Origin of the sequence: Natrinema caseinilyticum, assembly GCF_024227435.1 — an archaeon.
Taxonomy (GTDB): Archaea; Halobacteriota; Halobacteria; order Halobacteriales; family Natrialbaceae; genus Natrinema; species Natrinema caseinilyticum.
Map to the genome: position 1 here is coordinate 190,006 of NZ_CP100446.1, position 17,666 is coordinate 207,671.

Sequence of the window (17,666 nt, forward strand, 5' to 3'; positions counted from 1 at the left end):
GAGATTCATTACATCTCGTCGTCCGCAATATGATCTGGGCATCAACAAGATACAGAATCCGGCCGTTCGAGTACTTCGACACCGATGAGTGGCTCCCCGGAGAGTGCACGGACATACGCACCGCCAGCGATTGAGACCCGCGAGAAGTCATCTTTGTCGAGGCCGTATAGTCCGATTGCGTGGGCTGTATCTCCCCCACCGATGATAGAGAAGCATTCGGTGTCGGCAATCGCAGAGAGGACTTCGGTGGTTCCCTCGGCGAATCGTTCATCTTCGAAGACGCCGAGTGCACCTTTGACAAAGACAGCCTCGGACTCGGTAACGAGATCGGCGTAACGCCTGGCCGTCTCTGAGCCGATGTCGAAATAGGATGTCTCTTTTGTGACACCCTCGACGGTTGTCTCCGCACGAGTGCCGTTGGCCTCATACGCGAGATCCTTGAGGAGGTGTAAGCGATCACCGTACTCCGCAAGCACGTGTTTGATCGTCTCCTGATGAGCCTCCCACTGGTGGTCAAAGAGTTCCGTCCCTTCGATATCATACCCCATGTCGTGACCAGCGGCTCGCAGAGATAGTTCACCGATAACGCCACCGAGACAGAACTGATCGACCGTCTTATCCACCCGTTCGATGACTGGGATGGAGTCCTCTGCTTTCGTGCCGCCGAGCGCCAACGTGACGGTCCCGTCGAACGATCGCTCTCGAATGGCCGTGTTTGCCGTATACTCGCGTTCCATTACGCGACCTGCGTATGCATCCATGACGCAAGGGAAGCCGACGATCGAGGCGTGTGATCGGTGAGCGACCGAGTATGCATCGTCGACGTAGGCGTCGAACGCCGGTGCAAGCGTCTGAACGAGTTTCGTTTCACCCTTCCTATCCGAGTCTTCCTCAGGTAGTTCCCCATCACACATCCGGACGTTCTCAAGGAGGAGCACGTCACCCGACTCGAGGCAGTCAATTGCCGCGAGCGCGGCCTCGCCAAATGTATCGGGTACAAAGTCGACTTCTCGTTCGAGGTGTTCAGCGAGGATATCGGCGTGTTGCCGCAGTGAGATGAACGTCTCCTCACCGGGCCGGCCCTGGTGTGCAAGCAGTGCGATCGCATGGTCGCGGTCGAGCAGTTCGCGGAGCGTCTCAGCGTGACGTGCGAATCGACGGTCGTCCTGTACGATGCCGTCTTCGACGGGAGCGTTAACGTCGATCCGTACGAGCAGCCGCTGTTCTGGTTCGAGCTCGTCAATGGTGGAAAACGTCGTTGTTGTCATATTCTGATCACAGATATCCGTCACAGCCGTTCAGATGGCTGAGTCGGGGTCGATTTCTGAGGCTGGCGACATCACCGTGCGACTGCCGTTTCAGCGTCGATGGTTTCGGATTCGGCTGCGACGTACATCGCGAGATCCAGCATCTTCGCCGAATACCCATACTCGTTGTCATACCAGGCGAGGACCTTCACTAGCCGGTCCTCGACGACCAGTAGCGACTCGAGACCGACGTACGACGCCAGCGGCAACCCGATGATGTCCCGAGAGACGATCTCTTCGTCCGTGTAACCGAGGACCCCTGCGAGTTCCGCGTCGGCCGCGGCACGGATGACATCGGCCAATTCTGTTTTCGTGATGTCGGTCTCGAGGTTGACAGTCAGGTCAGTGATTGAGCCGTTCGGGATCGGCACGCGCATCGCCATCCCATCGAGTTTTCCCTCGAGTTCCGGGAGGACTTCAGTCGTCGCGTTCGCGGCTCCTGTCGTGGTTGGAATGATATTTTCTGCGGCTGCACGGCCGCGACGACGCTTCGGATGCGGGCTATCGATCACGGCTTGACTGCCGGTGTACGCGTGGACGGTCATGAGGAGGCCGGATTCGACACCGAACTCCTCGTCGAGCACCTTCAGGACCGGTGCAACGGAGTTCGTGGTACAGGAGGCGTTCAGAGTACGTCTTCGCCGTCATACTCCTCGTGGTTAACGCCGTAGACGAATAGTGGGACCGCTTTCCCGCCTTTCGGCGGGACCGAGATGATGACTTTATCGGCTCCTGCCTCGAGGTGTTGAGCGGCCTCGTCGTACGTCCAAAACAGGCCGGTCGCTTCGAAGGCGATGTCAATTCCAAATTCCTCCCACGGAAGCACCGATGGGTCGACCTCGGAGAACAGCTGAATCTCCTGGTCGCCGACGAAGAGTGTGTTACCGTCTCGTGAAACTCCGTCCAACCGGCCGTGAACCGAGTCGTACCGAAGCAGATACTCCATGTCGTCGCATCCATTACGTCGTTGATGGCGACGATCTCGAGGTCGTCACGGGACAGCGAGGCGCGCAAGACAGTACGACCGATCCGCCCGAAACCGTTGAGCCCGATTCGAAGCCTGTCGTTCGGCTCCGCATTCTCGCCATATGGATCGTTACTCATGTTCGAACAGGCACCACCTGTCGGTAAATTTGTTGCCCACCAAACAGTTTATTGATAAGAAAGACAGATCAACTGTTTTGCTGATTACCTGAATTAAGGCGCTAAGGCCCCTTCCTCAACGAGCGACCGGAGGGAGCGAGTAGGGTGGGGTAGTTCACGCATGGAAGAATGTCAATTCTGACGTTCATCACTGTCGGCGGAATCATCCTCTTCTGGAGCATTTATCGACTGAAAACTCTCGCTTCGACCTTCCGGCGACGGTCGACGGGCGAACCATTTGTGGGCCCATCTGACGACTGCGGATCGAATGAATCGGTACTTCCTAACCATCAACACCTCTTCACCGAACCGCTCGCCGACATCTTCGGCGATGTCTCCGAAGAGCGTTTGTGGGACAAGACCTGCCTGCGCTGCTCCTGCAACGATCGTATCGACGTTATTCTCCTCAGCGTACTCGACGATCGCGTGAGCGACATCGCCATCCGAAACGACCGCTGTTTCGCTCTCAACGCCCACCCGCTCGAGCAACGCCCGTCGATCCCGAACGAACGTCTCCGCGTCGTCCCTATCACTGGTTGCGACGTTTAATAACGTCAAATCCGCATCGTATTCGCTGGCGAGCGTACCGCCGACTTGTTCCGCGTACGTCGCGTGTGGACCGCCGTCGGTCGGTACAAGGATCGACTGTGGGACGACCGGGCCGGCAGTCTTCGCAACGATGACATCGCAGGGCGCGTTTTCGACGACGTGATCGATCGTGGACCCGAGCATCGCGCTTGTGATTCGCTTTCGGCGACCACGCCAGCCGAGAACGACCATATCGCTGTCGTACCGTCGCGTGAGATCGACGATACTACGTCCCGGAGTTCGACCGACGGTGACGCTTCGGTGTGCCGGGATGTCATCTGGGGCGTACTGCATTGCATCAGCGAGCATCTCTCGTTCCTCGGAGACGCGCTCACCACCCCGTTCGATCGGTGTCTGAACGGGCATCGTGACGATCGTCGTCAGTAACAGTTCGCCGTCGTTCCGGCGAGCGATCGCACTGGCGATGTCGACGAGCCGTTCTGCGTTTTCAGGTTTGTCGATCGGAACGAGCACCTGATAGGGCCGTTCTTGTATGGCGCGTTCCTCGACGAGGGCCCGCGTTTCGGGAACTTCCGTCCGGCGAATGCGTCCCCGGGAATAGACCCAGAACACGACCACACCAGACCCGATCCAGCCGACTGCGATCGCCCACGCGAGCGGGCTGTAGTTGAAGAAGTAGACCGCGAGGAGGAGCTTCGTGCCGATCCCGATCATCGGAACGTACGGAAACCACGGTGCCAGATAGCCGTACGTGAGCTCCTCACCGAGTTCCCGGCGGATCTTTATCATCGAGTAATTCACTTGCAAGAACAATAGCAGGAACATCAGATCCGTCGCCGCAGCCACCTGTGCGAGCGGAAGCGAGACGGCCATGACGGCGATCAACGCACCGCTGAGAACGACTGATATGTACGGTGTCTGATTCTCCGTGTGGATTCGGCTGAACGACTCTGGAAAGACGTGATCGTGTCCGAGCGCGTAGCCCACGCGCGAGCTCGAAAATGTTGTCGCGTTGAGCGCGGCCAGCGATGACAGGATACCAGTCAGAAGAATGATTAGCGTTCCGTAGGGCAACAGTTGGCCGACAGCCTGCGCGAGGCCAAATTCGCCCAAGTGACCGACGACTTGCCAGACGGCGGGGTTCGCCGGGAGGTCAGGGATCGTCGTGCCGCCGATGCTGTCCGTCGCCTGGGCGGTCTGGATAAGGTCAGGTGTGACGGTGATCGCACCGAGCATCACGATCCCAATCAGAATATAGAGGGTGACGACGATAAGCATCGAATAGAAGACCGCTTTCGGAACATTTTCTCGAGGATTGATGACCTCACGTCCAGATTGAACGATGATTTCGTACCCCTCGAAGGCGATGAAGGTCAGCCCCATCGCGAGGAAGACGCCGCCTGCGCCGTTCGGCGTGAACGGCTCGAGATTACTGATCGTCACCTGGGGTGACGAGACGGCGACTCGAAAGCCGGCCGCGATGACAACAACGATAACGACTAGTTGGAGTATCGTGACGACATTTTCGGCGAAACTGGTTTCTTTCGTCCCACGGTAATTCACGTACGTGAACGCAGCGGTCGCAAGGACGGCAAATCCCTTCTGTAATTGAACGTCTGAGAGACCCAGTGTGAGCTCGAAGTACGCTGTGAGAATCAGCGTGACAAACGAGCCGAATGTGAGAACGTAGAGAGACCCAGCGACAGCGTGGGCGAACCAGCTCATCCATCCAGAGATAAACGCCTGCGACCTGCCGAGTGCCGTCCGGACCCACAGGTAGCCCCCACCGGGTTCCGGAATGGCACTTCCGAGCTCGGCATACGTCATCGCGGTGAAAATGGTGATGATCCCATTGAGTGCGAACGCGAGAACCAATGCTGGACCCGCCTCTCCTGCCGCGAGTCCGGTAAGAACGAAGACGCTCCCACCGATCATCGCTCCGACACCGAGGAGAGTGATATCCGTAAGCGTCAGCTCGCGAGCGAAATCTGCCCCATCCTCTCCGGAGGAAGTCATTCCTCCAGTCTGATTATCTCTCATTGTCGTGTGACCTGTTCTGGTCGCCGACAGGCTCTCGGTGCCTCTCCTGCTCTGGTGGTGTGTTCAGTTTATTCACCACGTGGCGTCCGTGAATAACGGCTCCGAGCAAACCGACCCATCCAGCGATCGTGAGTACAGTCCCGATGATGAGACCGATAGACGCTGGCATCAACACTTTCTTTCAGGCGCATCCACAAAATGTTCGTTTATCGGTGTGGTGAATGACACTATCAGAAGTGTGTCTCGGGCGATGCAATCACCGCCCTTTCCAACTCCAAAGTGCAAGAGCGGCGAGTGCGATCGCAACGATGACGAGAAGAAACAACTCACTAATTTCACCGATCGAAACTCCTGTCGACGAGACCAATTCCGTTTCTTCCATTAAGAACAGCACCAACAACAGCAATCCGAACAGCGATGCGATCGCCATGCCGATTCCTTCTCTGATAGCCCATCGAAACTCTCGGATGTCGGCCTGAGTTGTCGTCGACGGTGTCTCTGTCGGTACCTTATACGACACTTCGATATCCTCGCTCCAAGGCGTTCCAAGATAACCAACGATGTATGAAAGGAGAATAGCAGCGATCATGATTATAGCAAACGAAAAAATCCCAAACAGTAGTGTCGGCGGTGCGAGCAACACAGTGATGACACCTGCGGCAACAGTACATCCACAGAGCATTACTAGAAATCTCTTAACCGGTGTCCTCATGGACGTATTATACGCCATGCACCCATTTATTATTAATAGTAACACACAAATACAATCAGTGAATCATATAATTCTGAAACTTACTCGTCGGGTGGTTCCGATGCATCTGTCGCCACGAGATGCCGGTAGAAAACGTACTTGACGATCTCGGCAGCGGTGACGTACGATAGAACGATCATCGCAACGATCGCGAGGAAAATCGGCGGTAATGGTGTGAATTTAAATACTGTTCCTATCGGCGTGTAAGGCAAGGTCGATGTAATGACAATGATAGCAATCGTTGCGGCAATCAGATAGCGGCTCGGTGAACTCCGGAAAAGCGGGCGGCGCGTTCGAATCACGAGGACAACGATCGATGCTGAAATAACGGACATGACGGCCCATCCTGTGCGAAACTCAGCCACTGACGCGTTGAGTACGATCAATAACACACCGAACGTGACGAAGTCAAAGACCGAACTAACGAGTCCAAACGTCGCCATGAAGCGTTTGATGAATCCGAGATCCCATCGATGTGGCTGTTCGACGAGTTCGTGGTCGACCTCGTCGGTTGAAATAGTCAATTCAGGAATGTCTGTTAGGAGATTCATTAGTAAAATCTGGGTCGGAAGAAGCGGAAGGAACGGCAGAAATAACGACGCAACAGCCATACTGAACATGTTACCGAAGTTTGCGCTCGTCGCCATGAAGACGTACTTCAGAGTATTCGCGAACGTCTTTCGCCCCGACTGCACACCGCGTTTCAGGACGTGCAGATCCTTCTCGAGCAGGACGATATCGGCCGCTTCCTTCGCGGCGTCCACGCCGCTGTCGACCGAGAGGCCGACATCGGCCGCGTGTAACGCCGGTGCGTCGTTGATCCCGTCGCCAAGGTATCCGACGACGATATCGGCATGCCTAAACGCCCGCAAGATCCGTTCTTTCTGATTCGGCTCGATTTCCGCGAACACCGTGACCGTTTCGATACGAGCGACGAGCGCTTCGTCCGTCAGCTTTCGTAACTCAGTCCCGGTGAGGATCTCAACATCCTCGAAACCAATGTCTTTGGCGACGTGTGCTGCGACATGTCGATTATCACCAGTGATTATCCGCACAGAGACGCCAAGCGAATCCAATTGCTCGAGTGTATCGAAGACGCCGGGTTTGGGCGGATCGTAAAGCACCAAAAAACCCGCAAACGTCATGTCTTCTTCGCCGGTCTCGTCAATGTCCATCCGTTCTGTCTCGCGATATGCGACACCCAAAACGCGAAATCCGTTGGCGCTGTACGTCTCGAACTGGGCCAAGAGGTCCTCACGAATGCTGTCGAGTGGGACTGTCGCGCCGTCAGCTCCAATCGCAGTCGTACAGACTTCAAGAACGTTCTCGACCGCGCCCTTTGTCACGAGCGTATTTCGTGATGTCGCCTGCCGGTGGTTGTTTAGTGATCGAGTCTGATCGGATCTCAACCCATCGGCTGGGACGGTGTCACCGGTAAGGAGTACACTCAATCGTTTTCGAGTGAAATCGTACGGCACCTCGTCTAATTTTTCGGTTCCTGTGAGGTCTTCATCGAGCTGTCGAACCGCTTCATCGATCGGATTATCGAAGCCGGTCTCATAGGCAGCGTTCAGGTACGCGAGTCGTCGGACTCGATCGCTCCGGTTTCCCGTGATATCTCGTGCAGATTCGACGCGAACTTCACCCTCTGTAAGGGTTCCCGTCTTATCCGTACAGAGGACGCTCATACTCCCGAAGTCCTCAATCGACGAGAGTCGCTTGACGATTACACGTTCACAGGCCATTGCCTTCGCCCCGCTCGCTAGATTCACACTGATGATTGCGGGGAGTAGTTGCGGTGTTAACCCAACTGCAAGAGCAAGAGCAAAAAGAAACGAGTCCAGCACGGGTCGAGCGAAGTAGACGTTGATCGCGAAAATACCAAGGACGAGCAACAGCGTGACTTCGCTCAGGAGCTTTCCAAAGCGACGAATTCCGCGCTCGAACTCGGTCGTCGAACGTTGTTGAAGATGCTCCGAGATCCTTCCAAATTCCGTTTCACGCCCCGTTCGCACGACGAGCGCCGTCGCTTGTCCACTTACAACATGTGTTCCCATGAAAAGAGCGTTTGACCGCTTCGCTAACGGGGTGTCAGCCGGAAGCGTATCAGGGGACTTTTCGATGGGATATGCCTCGCCCGTCAACGCAGCTTCGTCAACGTTTAGATCCGACGATTCGACCAATCGACAGTCACCCGGAACCGTATCACCCGCTGAAAGCCGGACGATATCGCCGGGCACGATTTCCTCAACGGGGACATCGATATCTTTCCCGCCCCGCCGAACTGTCGTAGTAAGTTGGATCGTCTCGAATAGACTCGCAACGGCGTCAGCCGCACCTCGCTCTTGCCAGAATCCAAGTAATGAGCTGATGAGAACGATGCTCACGATGATAGCCGCATCCGCCCGGTCGCCGACAATGAACGCCACCCCGGCAGCGAAGAGTAATATAAGGACAATCGGACTGCGAAACTGGCCGACGAATAGTCGGAAGTCTGTCGCTCGCTGCCGCTCTCGGAGACGGTTGTACCCGTACGTGGAAAGGCGAGTTTCGGCCTCCCGTGGCTCAAGTCCTCGTTTGGTGGCATCTAGCTGACCGTAGAGTTTCTCGAGAGGCTGCGACCAGAAGGTCGCGGTATCTTCGCTCACAGCGTATTACTCAGTAACCGGCTCCCACGCTCAAGATAATAGTTGCAGGGCCTGCGCTTATTTCGCCCCTAGAAAGAGCGCTGGTATCACGGCACTCTGTGGCGAGGAAAGGCCAAAATATCCGTGGTGGCGAAGTCAGAGCCACCGACTGAGAGGATGCCAAGAGGTAGACAAAGCGATTCGCAATGCGTTCGCAACGCAGAGGATTATCAACGCACCGCGTGTGATGAGTGCCTGTTTGCTAATCTCGACGGCGAAAATGAACTTGGACGACGTTATGTCCAGATCACATTATTTCAATATATCCGCTCGAAAACACCTATTTGCTAAAATCACGTTATTTGTCCGCATGGATTCTGATCTCGAGCACACCCCGGTTCTTGGGTGGCAACAGGCCGTCGAATGGCAATATGAGACCGCACGGGCCATCTTGAAACAGTCGCTTGAGGTTCAGCGTGCCGGCGTCGACAGTTGGTTGAATGCGACAAAATCGGTAGTTCCCTCAGAGTCGCCGCAACGGGAACAGCTTCGTCGTCTAGAATGGGGCTACGATATCTGGGAAGAGACGCTCTTGAATATACTCATACATCTCGACGATGCGATTTCAGAGGAGGGTATCGATCTGCGGCAACTCCAGATGATCTGTCTCCATGCGATGGATGATGCGTTCAGTGAAGTGGCGAGTCGGCCCGTGTTTGCAGAAGATATGAACGATACTCTGGAAGAGCAACTTACTGAGCAACGACAATTAAATCAGCTACGACGTGATGTCCTGCATGCATTGAACCTTCCGACGGATCGTAGCCTCGAAGAGGTGGGTAAATGGTTGCTCCAGATGGAAGCTCGCCAAAAGAAAATCGAGGAGAAACTCGATGCGATTCTCGAAGCCGCCGATATTGAAGGGGAGGAACAGTTCAAGGTGATCGAATGACCCCCTTCCCCGACCCAGTAACAGCAACTATTGACCTCCAACGACAGGTCATGGAAGAGACGTTAGATTTCGGGAGAAAGGCCGAGGAGTTGCCTGACCGACTCCGAGAGATTGACCATGCAAATCTAGGGCAGACGCCACACGAAGTCGTTTACGAGGAAAACAAGCTCGAACTGCTTCACTACGAGCCGCTTGTTGAGGAAGACGAACGACACAGCATTCCGTTTCTGTTTGTCTACGCGCTCATCAATCGGCCGTATATCCTTGATCTACAACCCGATAAGAGCGTCATTCGTCGGTTTCTCGAACACGGCTTCGATGTCTATCTCATCAATTGGAATGAACCGTCGGTCCTTGACCGCCAACTCTCGCTCCACCACTACGTCAACGTCTACATGGATAACTGTGTAAATATCGTCCGCAAACGCTCGGAGCGAGAAGCCGTCAACCTGTTCGGCTACTGTATGGGTGGAACGATGAGTGCGATGTATGCCGCCCTTCACGCAGAGAAGGTACGCAACCTCGTGTTGTTGGCTACGGGTCTTCAGTTCGACGGGCGCGCCGGCGTTCTGGAGATGTGGGCTGACGATTACGATCCCGAGGCCATCGTCGAGACGTTTGGAAATGTTCCGGCAGAGTTTCTTGCTGCTGGATTCGCTGATATGAATCCCATTAACAACTATATGACGAAGTATGTACAACTGTACCGAAAACTCGACAACGAAGGATTCGTCGAGAACTTCGGCCGAATGGAACGCTGGTTACGCGAAGGTGTAGACATTGCAGGGAAAACCTACGTTCAGTTCATCGGAGATATCTACCAAGACAACAAACTCTACGAGAATGAATTCATGCTCAATGGGACTCACGTAGATATCCAGAATATCAACATGCCTGTGCTTCAGGTTGTCGGTGAATTCGACAATCTCATCCCACCCACAGCCAGCAAACCGTTCAACAACGTGATCGCGAGTGATGACACCGAGATAATGGAGTTTCCCTCGGGACATGTCGGACTTGCCGTTTCGGACAAAGCACACGCCAATCTCTGGCCACAAGTGTGCAAGTGGCTTGAACGCCGCTCGTGAATATGCATCTTCGCGTGTAACCCGTTCGTAGCGAATACTGCGCGCACCCTTAGAACTCAATACCACTGATCCATCCCTCATCAATACAGCGAGGACAGTGATCTTCATCCCGTTCCTCTAAACACGATCGATGAAAACGGACGTGGCAGTGGTCACAGGAAACTATATCATCTTCTCGTTGAAAGTGTTCTCCGCAGATGTAACATTTCTTTGAACCAACCATAACCGAAGATACGACGAGCAAAGAGAAAAATATTCCACCAGCTGTGGGGGGCTCGAGGTTATCACTCACTAAGGTGTAGGAAGTCTGATCAACTACCCACTGCATTTAGGAGAGTGCCAGTACTGGCAGTTTATAAGAAGATGAGCGAGTTCCAACAATCTACTTCATCGATGAACCCTTCTCGATAAGTGTCTTCTTGAGCGGAACGCCAGTGCGTGAACCAGAAGTTCACCTATTCGGATTTCCCGGCTGCCGCTCCGGGCGTCACCCGGACAGTAGCACTCATGATTCGGCTTCTTTTGCACTTGGACCGTCAGCATCATGTGCTCGATGGTACAGAATACAGGTTGATCTCTTGTACCCTATGGTTGGCTCACGCACTCATAGCATAGCAGCGTTTCCATCGAGTTAGGTGATTTCCATGCCATATGGGTATATTAATATCCACCAGCATAGTTGAAATATACTTGAGGCTATTGACTTTCATTCGTCTCAGATTCGACTGGAGTTGATGCACAGTATTCAGGTAGTTGGCGTGAGTGTGCGGGTAGTCGTTTTATCGAGTTGCGGAAGGAACAGAACCATGACCATGAGCACAGGTGTCATCATTGCGGTGATCATCTGGGGGTTGAACGTTATAGCACTAATCGGCGCAATCTGGGTGATAGGGACCGAATGGCGATCAGACAGGTAACCAGACAGAAGGCTCGTTTTACTCTTACGACTGGCTTTCGTACTTTCCCACACTTTCGGATTGATATCTACCCAGCAAGTGTGTGAGAAAACATTCATATCGGCCTCGGATCTAAGTCGTCATCCTTTCGGGTGGCTCAGTGCGGTTCGATAATACCCTGATAAACACAGATCCGCCTATGAGGATGACTGCTCTGCTCTCCAGCGGTCAATGACATCGTCGACCGATTCCTCGGGTTTCACACCGCCAGCGTTCGCCGCGAGTCCCGTCGTTTCAAACATCTGTACAACCTCGGACTCTGCCCCCGCAAAGCGGAGGTCGATTTCGCGTGAGTCGAGTTTTTGTTCAAGTTTCCCCAACATTTGTGCGGCCTCGAAGTCGACTGTTGACGACGATGTAAGGTCGAAAACGACTAATTCGACATCAGAATCGCGTTCTGCAAGCCGTTCGAGGAGGTCGATCCGAACCGTATCTGCGTTCGCGTAAAACAACTCAGCTTCGACGCGGTAGACGAACACATCGGTGATAGTCGTTGCCGCCGGATACAAGTCGAGAGCGACGAAGTGGTCCGTCCTGACAATCTGACCGAGTTCGTGTGTCAATGGACGGCTGACCCGAGAAATCGCGATCAGCAACGAGAGGACGACGCCGACGAAGACGCCCCAGATCATCCCGACTGTAAGTACCCCGAGCAAGGCCGACATCGCGATAGCAAACTCACTTTTGCTCACGTGGTACAGTTGACGGAGTGCGTTCGTATCGATAAGGCCAGTGACGGCAACGATAACGATTGCTGCGAGAATCGTTTCTGGAAGATTCGTGAACACGCTGGTAAGAAAGAGCAAGACGACGGCAAGAACAAGAGCAACAACGGCGTTCGTGAGTTGTGTCTTGCTGCCGACGGCGTCATTGAGCGCTGACCGAGACATACTTCCACCGACGACAAATCCGCCACCGAAGCCAGCAGCGAGGTTGGCGCCGCCATCAGCTAGCAGTTCCTGATTGGCATCGGTTTGGTAGTCGTGGCGTCTAGCAAATGTCTCGACTGCGCTGATGCCTTCGACGTACGAAAGAAGAAACAACGCGATGGCAACGGGGACGAGGGACCCAATCGTCGGAATACTGGGAACCGCTGGAACCGTCAACGAGGGGAGGCCGCTCGGAATCGATCCAACGATCGCAACACCGCGGGCCTGTAGATTCGTGACCGACATAAGCATGATCGAGAGAACGACGACGAGGAGCGAATTCGGGGCACGCGGCAAGTAACGTTCTCCGAAGACGAGCAACACGATGCCAGCAACACCGACGGCCAACGTCTCGGGGTTCGTCTCAGCGAGATTGGTTCCGGTGTACCATATCCGCCCAAAGAACGTTTCCCCAAAGAAGGCACGTGACGCGCTACTCTCGATGCCGAATAGTTTGTTAAGTTGGGTCGACATGATGTACAGCGCCGCCCCGGCGGAAAACCCCGTGAGTACCGATTCCGACATAAAGTGGACGAGAAATCCCAACCGAAACACCCACGCGATAACTGCAAAGACACCGACGAGAATCGTGGTGATAATTACAAGAGACGCGTATGAGGCGCTGTTTCCGCCAGCGACTGCCCCAACACCACTTGCGAGCAGGATCGCCAGCGCCGAGGTCGGTCCCACCATGACCTGCCGGGAGGTGCCAAGAAAAAGGTACGCGATGGCGGCCATCAACCCGGCGTACAAGCCAGTCTCCGGTGGCAAGTTTGCAAGCGATGCGTACGCCAACCCCTCAGGAATGACCGCCGCTGCAACGGTGATTCCCGCGACGATGTCCAGACGGAGCCACGACTTATCGTACTGCGGAAGCCACTCCAGTACCGGAAGAGAGGATGAAAACCGTTGGCTAAGCCGTTCTTTTAGATCTTTTGACACTGTGACTCACCTTTTGCTTATCGCAACTCCCGTTGTTGGTGATTTCACCCGACCAGCTCGGCCTCGGGGAACTGATAGCTCCCGTTGATGATTGGCTCGCGTGGTTGATAGAGTCGGACGATATAGTGCCATCCTTCTGGCGTGTAGATGAAGTTCGGCTGGTCGGGGTCGCCGCCAAAGTGGATCGTGACACTGCCGTCAGCGTCCCGTACTGCGGTCACATTGTTGACCGAATACGCGTCGTACTCGTTCTCCTCGAGGTAGAGGTCACGGTTGTAGACGGTGACTGACCAGAACGCGTCGACGGGGACGTCTTCGTCGACGGTGAGTGTGTATGGCGTTGTGCCATCATTCTGGGTGGGAATCCGTTGGAGGAAGAGCGCTTCCGACGGCTGCGGGACGCCGGTCCACCCCGACGGACTGGCGACGAAAAATTTCACGGGGTCGACTTGATCGACGTCACCATACGCGCCCGAGAAGTTCTCGAGCGTGGTAAAGACTGTCGTGAGCGCGTCGTCGAGTTGGTTGAATGATTGTTGATCCCAGTTGGGAATCTCGAACGAGCCAGCCGATGCTTGTTCGACGCCGATCTCGTCTTGGAGTTGCCGGACTTGCGTTACATCGTCTGGGTCGTTCGGGTCAACAAACGTGCGGATCAGGACGCCAGCATACCGAGTCCCAACCATGTCTTGTGAGATCGTGTACGTGCCAGGTTCGGTGACGCTCAGCTTCACATATTGATTCTCGTTCTGAACATTCATTGACTGGTAACGGTCACCGCTGTCTGGGAGCGTGATGGTGACTGGCTCGGTCAGATCGAACACACCGAGTGAGTAAATCGTGTCACGATTTGCCTCGACGTCCAACTGCTCGCTGACTGGCGTTATATCTCTGAAATTATAGAGCTGTCCGAACCCGCCCTCGTCGACGGTTGCCTGGAATGAAGCATGACAGTTGGCGCGTGGGTAATTCTCCCATGTCACTGGGATCGACTCGCCATCTGCTGACGACTGCTGGTCCGTCTGCTGGGCGTTTGCTTCCGAGGACTGTTGGCTGGCAGTGGCGCTGCCGCCGGCTAGCGAGAGTATTCCGGCGAGACCTGCCCCGCGAAGTGCGCTTCGACGCGTTGCCCGCAGCGGTTCGGAGTCCGATTCTTGTGTCGTGTGGTTTGTCCCCTTGTACATGGCTCATTCCTCTCTGAGTGGCCCACAGCAGCAGTTGCGACCGACTCACACGCACCCCACTCCAGCATTCCATATAATACGGTAACGATACTCGAGAATAATTTCATGAGGTGATGTTGGTAGTAGATTTATGACTGCTTCTGAATTCTTAATGAACTCCCTGTACCTGTCGTGAGCGCTCACGGACCCCGCTATTCACCCTTCAGTTCGTGTTGCACTTTCGCTGTGCATCTCGCCTACTAAATACTCAGCTTCTCACGTGGCTGCTGCCAGTCGTATCCCTTGTCGGCTGCGAGGCTGTGCAACTCGCCCGCATTGCGGCGGGCAAGTTGCCAGCCGAGCTGCGTGCCGTGTCGTTTCTCGGTCGTACAGTGAACATCAAGAACGGCTTATGTATCTGTATCGGAGAGAGCCGTCGTTTTGAACGTCTGAACACGGTAATTCGTGCGACGGCAGTAGTGTTTACTCGCGCCCTCACGGTCAAAAAACGTCGTGTCCATCGCCGCATGACCAGATGGCTCGTGCAACTGAGCCAGTCGGCACAACAGCACTCACCACACGGTCATCTTGATTCTATCAAATACCTTCACTAGCGTTGAATGATCTGGGAGATCAGCCTCTACCGGACGCAAATTGGGTTTGGAACGGTCAGATTGGTAGTTAACAGGCAGAAAGTGTGGTGAGAGTGCCGGTCGGGATCTGATCGTCAGACCGAACTCAGTACTGCCACCGGACAGGACGCGTTGTTGATCACGTATTCGACGTTGGGGCCAAAGAACGCTCGCTGGGAGATGGGCCGGGTATTCGTCCCCATTACAATCACGTCTGCACCGTTTCGATCCGCAATGTCGACGAGTTCGACACCGGGTTTGTCTGATACTGTGACAGTGGTGACAATCTTCGCCCCGAGTTGTCTACCAAGTTCTGCGTCACGGTCAACGATTCGATCGCCGACATCGACCTCGTTCGTGAGGTCGGGGCTGTCCACGAACTGATCACTCGAGCCGGAGCGAGCGACCACGTGTGCAACTTCGACCAGGGCGTTCTCCTCGGCTGCAATCGTGAACGCCACCTCAGCTGCGTGGCGACTGGACTGGGTCCCGACCGTCGGAAGGAGGATTCGCCGGATCGGTTCGTCTATCTGCCCTGGATCGCGCTTTACACTCTCGGACGTGCTGACGACCATCGTCGGACACGGCGTTTCTTGAACGACGCGGTCGATCGTCTCGCTGAACAGCGGTCCGTCGGGATCGGTTCCGAGAGTTCGTTCACCGACGACAACCATGTCGTACCCGACGTCAACGTTCTCGAGAATCGTATCCGCCACACTACCTGGAGCGTTCACTACGAGCTGTCTCATCGGACTCGCCTGTTCTCCCAGTCGCTCTTCGAGCTCCGTGAAGGCGCGCTCGGCAGATTCAGATTGTTCTGTCGCCCGCGAGTCGCTCCCTCCCCGGTTCAGGAGACGTTCGCCAAACCAGCCACGGACACCGTCGGCGGTCGACGCGTCGGAATCGTCAATGTAGAGGAGGTCCAGATCGGTTTGAAGCGGTCGGAACAATGGACCGATGAGCCGGGCAGCGTACTGAGTGTCGACGGTTCCTCGTGTCGGCAACAGAACGCGCGTAAGATTGTTCACGAAGCTCTCCTGCAGATACTCCTCCCGCTCGAGTCGTTTTCGTTCCGCATCGCCCATCTCGATCTTCGGAATCGACCAGCGCATGATCGCGGGCGCCATTAACGACGTTGCAATGGCGACCGCGACGATGATACTGTACATGCTCGTCGTCAAGATACCGAGTCCGAGGCCGATCGTGGCGACAATGATCTCCATCGCCCCGCGGGCGTTCATGCCGCCGCCGATCGTGATCCCCTCCCACCTCGAGAGCCCGGCCAGTCTTGAGCTGCCCATGATCCCACCGAATTTACCGAAGCAGGCGATTGCGAACACAGCAACCCCAACGGTGAGGACGGCCGGATCTGCTAGTGCAACAACATCCATCCGAAGGCCCGCGATGGCGAAGAAAAGCGGCGCGAAGACAGAGAGCGCCATCGTCTCGAAGCTCCGTCGAACTTGGTAGTTGAATCGTTTCACCTGACCGACCAACACGCCGACGACGAACGCACCGAGAATCGCCTCGAGCCCCATGTACTGGGTGATTGCTCCCGCAGCGAGTGCAAAAACCATCAGTGTGGATAGCAATGCGGCATCGCTACCAACGGCATTATCGACCCAGCGAATCGTCTCCGCGACGATGCGTCGCCCAACCGTGAATGCGATACCAAGAAACACAACCACTGACAGGACTGTGGTCACAGCCGAGCCGAACTCAACGACCCCCGTTCGAGCGAGTCCGGCGACCGTGGCCAGCAGGACCCAGCCGATCGTATCGTCGATCATCCCTGCCGCGAGAATCAACTGACCAATGTCGCGTTGAATGACCTCTAGTTCGATGAGGACTTTCGCGATGACCGGAATCGCCGAGATGCTCATTGCAGTCGCCATAAATAGGCTGAACACGACGCGCTGATCGGGCGCCCCGATGAACTCGACGGGTAGAAACCACCCCAGTGTGAATCCAGTCGCGAAGGGGACGACAATACCGCCGAGCGAGAGAACGACTGCCGTTCGTCCCTTGTTGATAATGAGATCGATGTCTGTTTCGAGGCCAGTGACGACCAGCAACATGATGAGTCCGATCCAGGAAATGATTTCGAGAAGGTGGAACTGACTCTCCGAAACCGCAAACAGCGACTCGTACACAGCAGGTGTAACAACGCCTAGAAAAGACGGCCCAAGGAGGACGCCCGCGAACAACTCTCCAACGACCGCTGGCTGGCCCATTAAACTGAACGCCTCACCTAACAGTCGTGCGACGAAGAGCAGTAGCGCCAACTGTACGATGACGAGTAACAGTTCGTGGTGACTAAGCGGTTCAATAACTACCATTACACCAGCACCTATCTACTGTGGCAGGCGTGCTACTCCGTCGAAACACTTTATTCAATATATCTGAAGTGATGTGATAATTCACAAGTTGAATTTGAGCGGATGCATACCCAGCGTCGCTCTTGAACAAGAGTGGAACGCCAGACGACGCACCGATCAAAATGGAGACCCCGGCATCCGCTGACTAACGACTCTCCAGCTGCTCGAGTCCGGCGTATTTTTGAGACCCCTGAGGGGCGGAGGTCTTC

At 55.1% G+C, this 17,666-nt stretch carries 9 protein-coding genes and 3 pseudogenes; 2 read left to right on the forward strand and 10 right to left on the reverse strand.

Going from position 1 to position 17,666, the window contains the following annotated elements; all coding sequences use genetic code 11:
- Window positions 1-41 precede the first annotated feature (41 nt).
- The 6 genes and pseudogenes from NJT13_RS20255 to mgtA form a co-directional block, all read right to left on the reverse strand.
- The gene (locus tag NJT13_RS20255; protein WP_254525961.1) at window positions 42-1,268 is read right to left on the reverse strand and encodes a phosphoglycerate kinase; all 1,227 of its coding nucleotides are present in this window, start codon (window positions 1,266-1,268) and stop codon (window positions 42-44) included.
- A 71-nt stretch (window positions 1,269-1,339) separates the two neighbouring features.
- Window positions 1,340-1,891 (reverse strand): hypothetical protein, encoded by a 552-nt coding sequence (locus tag NJT13_RS23570; RefSeq protein ID WP_425499827.1) that lies wholly within the window; start codon window positions 1,889-1,891, stop codon window positions 1,340-1,342.
- Window positions 1,892-1,932: 41 nt separating this feature from the next.
- Window positions 1,933-2,411, reverse strand: a pseudogene (locus tag NJT13_RS23575) (glyceraldehyde 3-phosphate dehydrogenase NAD-binding domain-containing protein).
- A gap of 171 nt (window positions 2,412-2,582) precedes the next feature.
- On the reverse strand, window positions 2,583-5,015 hold the full coding sequence (locus tag NJT13_RS20265) for an amino acid permease (RefSeq protein ID WP_254525962.1): 2,433 nt from the start codon (window positions 5,013-5,015) through the stop codon (window positions 2,583-2,585).
- A 280-nt stretch (window positions 5,016-5,295) separates the two neighbouring features.
- Entirely contained in the window at window positions 5,296-5,769 is a 474-nt protein-coding gene (locus NJT13_RS20270; RefSeq protein ID WP_254525963.1) for a hypothetical protein, read from the reverse strand.
- 62 nt (window positions 5,770-5,831) lie between these two features.
- Window positions 5,832-8,438, reverse strand: coding sequence for a magnesium-translocating P-type ATPase (gene mgtA / locus NJT13_RS20275; RefSeq protein WP_254525964.1), 2,607 nt, complete (start codon window positions 8,436-8,438; stop codon window positions 5,832-5,834).
- Between the two features lie 349 nt (window positions 8,439-8,787).
- Here mgtA and NJT13_RS20280 point away from each other — a divergent pair, with 349 nt between their 5' ends.
- Both NJT13_RS20280 and phaC read left to right on the forward strand, forming a co-directional pair.
- Window positions 8,788-9,369: a hypothetical protein gene (locus tag NJT13_RS20280; RefSeq protein ID WP_254525965.1), complete on the forward strand. Its 582-nt coding sequence runs from the start codon at window positions 8,788-8,790 to the stop codon at window positions 9,367-9,369.
- Window positions 9,366-10,454, forward strand: a pseudogene (gene phaC / locus NJT13_RS20285) (class III poly(R)-hydroxyalkanoic acid synthase subunit PhaC); the annotation flags it as partial. The gene NJT13_RS20280 and the pseudogene phaC, both read left to right, overlap by 4 nt.
- A gap of 1,096 nt (window positions 10,455-11,550) precedes the next feature.
- Here phaC and NJT13_RS20290 read toward each other — a convergent pair.
- The 4 genes and pseudogenes from NJT13_RS20290 to NJT13_RS20305 all read right to left on the reverse strand — a co-directional run bounded on the left by NJT13_RS20290 (window position 11,551) and on the right by NJT13_RS20305 (window position 17,418).
- Window positions 11,551-13,284 (reverse strand): SulP family inorganic anion transporter, encoded by a 1,734-nt coding sequence (locus tag NJT13_RS20290; protein ID WP_254525966.1) that lies wholly within the window; start codon window positions 13,282-13,284, stop codon window positions 11,551-11,553.
- A gap of 44 nt (window positions 13,285-13,328) precedes the next feature.
- Window positions 13,329-14,468 (reverse strand): DUF1214 domain-containing protein, encoded by a 1,140-nt coding sequence (locus tag NJT13_RS20295; RefSeq protein WP_254525967.1) that lies wholly within the window; start codon window positions 14,466-14,468, stop codon window positions 13,329-13,331.
- A 248-nt stretch (window positions 14,469-14,716) separates the two neighbouring features.
- Window positions 14,717-15,088: pseudogene (locus NJT13_RS20300) on the reverse strand (transposase); the annotation flags it as partial.
- Window positions 15,089-15,174: 86 nt separating this feature from the next.
- Window positions 15,175-17,418: a cation:proton antiporter domain-containing protein gene (locus NJT13_RS20305; RefSeq protein WP_254525968.1), complete on the reverse strand. Its 2,244-nt coding sequence runs from the start codon at window positions 17,416-17,418 to the stop codon at window positions 15,175-15,177.
- Window positions 17,419-17,666: the final 248 nt, after the last annotated feature.